Genomic DNA, 5,886 nt, shown 5'->3' with positions numbered 1-5,886 from the left:
GCCGAGGTGGCGATCAGGACCACCCAGGGCAGCCGGCCGTCCGCCGCGAACAGGGTGGTGAACAAGGAGGGCGCGACGGGGGCGCGGCTCGTGTGAGTGGGCGCGGGTCGTCGGGCGTGTGCGGGTGGGTGGGGGCCGGTGGCGTGGTTCCCCGCGGCCCTGGGTCGGCTGCAGTCACCTCGGTCACGCCTGGGCGAGAGCCTTCAGTGCTCTGCGCGCCACCTCTCTTCCGATCGGCAGGGATGCCGTGGCCGCCGGGGACGGGGCGTTCAGGACGTGCACGGTGCGTGCGCCCTCACGGATCAGGAAGTCGTCCACCAGCGTGCCGTCGCGTAGGACCGCCTGCGCCCGTACCCCCGGCTCCGTGCGCACCAGGTCCCGCTCCTCCACCGCCGGCAGGAGCCGTCGTACCGCGTCCACGAACGCTCCCTTGGACACCGACCGCCTGAGCTCACCCGCGCCGTACCGCCAGTGGCGGCGGGCTATCCGCCACGAGCCGGGCCAGGCCAGGGTCCCCGCCAGCTCCCGCGGCCGGACGACCCCCCAGCCGTACCCCTCGCGGGCCAGGGCCGGCACCGCGTTGGGGCCCACGTGGACGCCGCCGTCGATGCCCCGGGTCAGATGGACCCCGAGGAAGGGGAACGCCGGGTCCGGTACCGGGTAGACCAGGCCCTTCACCAGCTCCGGGCGCGCCAGCTCGTAGTACTCCCCACGGAACGGGACGATCCGCACCTCGGGGTCGTCGCCGGTGAGCCGGGCCACCTCGTCGCAGTACAGCCCGGCGCAGTTCACCAGGACGCGGGCGCGGACGACGTCGCCGTCCGCCGTGCGCACGGCGACGCCGAGCGAGGGCCGCCGGTCGACCTGGACGACCTGTGCGCCGTAGCGGATCTCCGCGCCGGAGGCCTCGGCGAGCTGCCGGGCGACGCCGACGAAGTCGCAGATCCCGGTCGTGCCGACTTGGATCGCGGCGAGGCCGCGCACCTCCGGCTCGTACTCGGCGATCTGGGACGCGCCCAGCTCGCGCACCGCTATGCCGTTCTCCCGGCCGCGCTGCACCAGCGCGTGCAGCCGGGGCAGCTCGTCCCGGTCCGTGGCGACGATCAACTTGCCGGTGACGGCGTGCGCGATGCCGTACTCCGCGCAGAACTTGACCATCTCCGCCGCGCCGCGCACCGCGAAGCGCGCCTTGAGCGAGCCCGGCTTGTAGTAGATGCCGCTGTGGATGACGCCGCTGTTGCGCCCCGTCTGGTGCCGGGCCGGGCCCGGCTCCTTCTCCAGCACCGTCACCCGCGTCCCCGGCGCGGCACGCGTGATCGCGTACGCGGTGGACAGCCCGACGATGCCACCGCCGACCACCAGCACGTCACAGTCGTACGCGACCTTCTGCCGCACCTGCACCACCTCCCGCTTCGATAGTGCACTGCGCCACTGACAACGCCTTCAAACGCGTGCGGCGCCGCCGGTCTCCGGCCCGGGTCAGGCCGTGGTCAGCAGGGGCCTGGCCCGCTCGCGCAGCTCGACCACGCGCGGCTCGTCGCCGTACGGCTCCAACCGGTGCAGCAGATCCTTCACGTACTCCGTGGTGCGCGCCGACGAGATCCGTCCGGCGACCTCCACCGCCCGCACGCCCTGCTCGCAGGCCGCGTCGAGGTTGCCCGACTCCAGCTCGGCGACCGCGGCGACCACGAGCCGCAGTCCGTGCGAGCGGACGAACTCCTCGGTCGGCTGCGACAGCGCCTGCTCGGTGAAGCGGCGCACCTGGCGCGGCGCCTTCAGGTCGCGGTAGCACTCGGCGGCGTCGGCGGCGAACCGGTCGTAGGAGTAGAAGCCCAGCCAGGAGGGGTCGTGGTCGCCGGGCCGGGCGCGCTCCAGCCAGCTCTCCGCGGCCTTCAGCGCCGTGCCGGCGGCCTGCGCGTCACCGGCGCGTGCGTGCGCGCGTGCCTCGACGAGGCGGAAGAAGCTCATGGTGCGGGCCGTGGCCAGCCCCCGGTTGCGTTCCAGAGCGGCCTGCGCGAGGTCGACGCCTTCGTCGCCGAAGCCGCGGTACGTCGACTGCAGCGACATCGACGCCAGGACGTATCCCCCCAGCGGCACGTCCGCCGCCGCGCGCGCCAGGCGCAGCGCCTGGATGTAGTACCGCTGCGCGGCCTCCTGCTGGCCCGTGTCGAAGGCCATCCACCCGGCGAGCCGGGTGAGCTCTGCGGTCGCGCCGAACAGGGCGCGGCCGACCTCGTCGGAGTAGGAGCCGAGCAGCAGCGGTGCCGCCTCGACCCTTAAGCACTCCGGCACCATCGACGAACGCCAGTCGCCCCCGCCGTACTTGGAGTCCCACCGCCGGGCGTCCTCGGCGGCCTCCCGCAGCTTCTGCACATCACTGTGGCCGACTTTGATCGGTGCGCCCACCCCCTCCGCGGGGCCCGCCTCGCGCGCCACCGAGCTGTCGGCCGGGGTTATCAGCCACCGCGAGGCGGGCGTCGCGTACGCGCTCACCGCGAAGGATCCGGCCAGCGACTGCCAGATGCCGCCGGAGCCGGCCCGGCGCCCGGCGAGGTCCAGCCGGTACAGCTCCGTCGCCGAGCGCACCGCCTGTCCGACGTCCCGGGGGAAGGCGAGGCCCACCTCCGGCGCGGGGTCGGCGTCCGCGAGGCCGATCTCGTGCAGCGGGACCGGACGGCCCAGCTTCTGGCCGATGGCGGCCGCTATGAGGTGCGGCGCGGCACCCTGCGGCACCATGCCCTTCGACACCCAGCGCGCCACCGACGTCTTGTCGTAGCGAAGAGTCAACCCGCGCTGCGCACCAAGGTCGTTGACGCGCCGGGCGAGTCCTGCGTTGCTGATTCCCGCGAGGGCGAGAACGGCGCCGAGCTTTTCGTTCGGCCCGCGTTGCTCCCTGGACATGGCCACCCCTCGACAAAGCCGGCTGCCGCTCTGGCATAACCACGCGGCATTCGTAAACCCAGCGTAGTTCCTTGGCTTCCAAGCGTTAAGGGGCTTTGTTCCGGTTGGCGGGATTGTGGTCCGCACGGGAGTACGGGCCGTGCACGCTGTGTCGTGGCGCGCTCCTGACGTGTGGCCGTGCGCCCGCACGTGCGCTCTTCTCCAGCCATCTCGGGAGCGGTTCCATGGGCGTTGCGTGGGTCGGCCCGCTGTACTGGATCCAGTGGGCTGGGGGATACCGCCGCCTTCATCCCCGCGGGCGGCGGACCGGTCCGGGAGGCGCCACAAGCCTCCCGGACCGCACGCCTGCCGGTCGTGCGCAGAACCTGCACGGAGCGTGCACGACAGTGATCCAACGGCCGCGCCGAGACGCCGAATTGGCCGAAACTCGCCCCCGTGGCTCTCGTTTGATTTCCGCTCCCACCATGGCAGTTGAGGGCGCACGGGGTATTGCGGAGGAGCGCACAGGGGGCGCATTCGCGCCGTAGATGCCGTACCGTGCGCGGGAGTCGACGGTGCCGACGCCAGGGTGACCGGGGCGCGATCAGGGTCGGCGGGGGCGCACTCGGGGGAGCATGAGCGCATCTGTCGCACCTCTGCGGCGTGTCCTTCGTGGCAGCATGGTGAACCGTTCGTACGGTGCACTGGTTGTCCACAGCCTGTGGAGGCGTCGATGCGGTGGTTGGTGGGATGGAGCAGCACCGCCGCGGGAGCCGTGGCGACCGGCTCCGCCGGCGCCACCGGGTACGACGGTGAGACCGTGCACCCGGTGGGTTCCCAGCTCCTGTGGGGCGACCCCGACCCCCTGTGGGCCGTCGGCGACTGGCGCCCCGACGAGGTACGCGTCGTCAAGGCCGACGACCAGACCCGGATGGCGGTCCTCGGCCTGTGCGGCGCGAGCGACGAACAGCTGCGCGTCGGGCTCCTCGCCGCGCGCGGCGGCGCCCTGCGCCACCTGACCGCCTGGCCCGGCAGCTACACGGCCGTCGTCAAGGTCGGCCGCCGCGTCACCGTCTGCGGCGACCTCGCGGGCGCGCGACCGGTGTTCCACACCCCCTGGGCCGGCGGCACCGCCTACGCCACCGCCGCGCTGCCGCTCGCCGACCTGATCGAGGCCAACCTCGACTTCGGCCACCTCGCCGCACTGCTCGCCGCCCCCGACGTCCCCGCCGCGCTGCACGACTCGACGCCGTACGCGGGCGTGCACCGCATCCCTCCCGGGCACGCGCTGATCCTGCGCGCCGGGGCCCGCGAAATCGCCGGGTACGAGCCCGTCGCCTCCCTCGCGGTCGCCGCCCCCCCGGCCGACCCGGACCGCGCGGTCGACGGTGTGCGCGACGCGCTGATCGAAGCTGTACGCGCGCGTATGGCCGCGCCGCGGCACGTGCCCGACCTCGACCCCGGCCCGGTGCCCGGGATGGGGCCCGCCGAACGCCGCGCCGCCCGCGGGATGCCGGTGCCCGGCATCGGCGCCGACCTCTCCGGCGGCCCCGCCTCCAGCACGCTCGCGCTGCTCGCCGCCGGGCTGCCCGGGATGCCGGGCACGCTCCTCGGACACGGGACCGGCGCCGGGGAGCGGCTGCTGGCGGTCACCTTCAACGACCTCGCCGTCCCCGGCCATGAGGCCGAACTGGAACGGGCCGGCGCACTCGCGGCCAACCCGCGCCTGCACCACGTCGTCGTGACGGGCGGGGAGGAGGTCCTGCCGTACGCCGCTCTGGACGGGCCGCTGACGGACGAGCCCGGGCCCTCCCTGGTGACGGCCGCCCGGCATCGCGCCCGGTTCGCCTCGGGCAGCGCGGACCACTTCATCGGATACGGCGCCCGGCAGGTGCTCGACGCCCATCCCGCGCGGCTGGCCGACCTGCTGATGGACCGCAAGCGGCGCCACCTGGTGCGGCCGGTGGCCGCGCTGGCCAAGGCGGACGGGTCGGTGCTGGTTCCCGCGCGCGTGTACGGCGCGGCGCGGCGGCTCGCCCGCACGCCGTACCGCACGGGCCTCGACGTGCTCGCCGCGCGCCTGATGGACCGGCGGCTCGACGAACCCCAGGGGGCCGTGGGGGCGTTCCTGGCGGCGCTCACCTGGGCCAGACCGGGGCCTGCCGCGCGCTGGCTGACCGGGGAGGCGCTGGCTGAAGTATCGGTTCGCCTGCAGGGGGCGACGCACCGGTCCGGGGTGGGGCCGGGTCAGCGGCCCGGTGACTATCGCGCGCGTGCGGCGCTCGCCCGGCATGCGGCGGATCTGCGGGTGCTGGAGCAGGCGGCGGAGATCCGCAGCCAGCGGCTGCACGCGCCGTTCCTCGACAACCAGGTCGTCCGGGCGTGCCGGGCACTGCCGGAGACGCTGCGGGTGCAGCCGGGGGCGCGGGCGGACATCCTGCGGACGGTGCTCAAGGGGGCGGGCGTGACCGATCTGCCGCCCGGCTGGGGGGCGCCGTCCCAAGCGCCGACCGCTGCGGCGGCGCGGACGGGGCTGCGGGTGGCCTCCGAGCCGTTGCTGGAGCTGTTCGACTCTCCGCTGCTCGCGGAGGCGGGGCTGATCGAGGCGCGGGTCGTGCGTCAGGCCCTGCGGGGGGCGGTGGCGGGTGAGCCTCTGCCGCTCGACGGGCTGGCCGATCTGATCTCCCTCGAACTGTGGCTCCGGCGCCTGCTGTCGCGACGCGGCACCTGCTGGACGGGGACGCCGGCGCGGGCGCGGGCGGTGCCGGGGGGGATCGTGAGGCCGCGGGGGGCGGTGGAGTCGGTGCGGGGGATTGGGAGCGGGCGGGGGTGAGGGGGCCTGCGGCGCCTGGGCCGGTTTTCGTCTGCGGGTTTCGTTGTGGCTGGTCGCGCAGTTCCCCGCGCCCCTTTGTGCCTGCGGCGGCCCGTTGCTGTCCGGTGGCCGGTTGCGGTAGCGCCTTGCGTTGTCTGTGAGTCGGGGCCGGGGTGGGGGGTGTCCGTCCTCGG

The 5,886-nt window shown here is 74.5% G+C and carries 3 protein-coding genes; 1 reads left to right on the top strand and 2 read right to left on the bottom strand.

The window, feature by feature from the left end; genetic code table 11:
- Nucleotides 1–183 precede the first annotated feature (183 nt).
- Both lhgO and AB0J12_RS39295 read right to left on the bottom strand, forming a co-directional pair.
- The gene (gene lhgO, locus AB0J12_RS39300; protein ID WP_363269608.1) at nucleotides 184–1,404 is read right to left on the bottom strand and encodes an L-2-hydroxyglutarate oxidase; all 1,221 of its coding nucleotides are present in this window, start codon (nucleotides 1,402–1,404) and stop codon (nucleotides 184–186) included.
- 75 nt (nucleotides 1,405–1,479) lie between these two features.
- Nucleotides 1,480–2,901 (bottom strand): MFS transporter, encoded by a 1,422-nt coding sequence (locus AB0J12_RS39295; protein ID WP_363269607.1) that lies wholly within the window; start codon nucleotides 2,899–2,901, stop codon nucleotides 1,480–1,482.
- Between the two features lie 712 nt (nucleotides 2,902–3,613).
- Here AB0J12_RS39295 and AB0J12_RS39290 point away from each other — a divergent pair.
- Nucleotides 3,614–5,713 carry an asparagine synthase-related protein gene (locus AB0J12_RS39290; protein WP_363269606.1) on the top strand — a complete coding sequence of 700 codons (2,100 nt, stop codon included), beginning with the start codon at nucleotides 3,614–3,616 and terminating at the stop codon, nucleotides 5,711–5,713.
- Nucleotides 5,714–5,886 lie beyond the last annotated feature (173 nt).

The organism is Streptomyces sp. NPDC049915, from assembly GCF_040656475.1.
Lineage (GTDB): Bacteria > Actinomycetota > Actinomycetes > Streptomycetales > Streptomycetaceae > Streptomyces.
This window is presented reverse-complemented; position numbering and strand designations above follow the sequence as displayed.

Coding starts and splice junctions, on each gene's coding strand:
- AB0J12_RS39295 (WP_363269607.1), bottom strand. CDS start 2,901: ATGTCCAGGGAGCAACGCGGGCCGAACGAAAAGCTCGGCGCCGTTCTC.
- AB0J12_RS39290 (WP_363269606.1), top strand. CDS start 3,614: ATGCGGTGGTTGGTGGGATGGAGCAGCACCGCCGCGGGAGCCGTGGCG.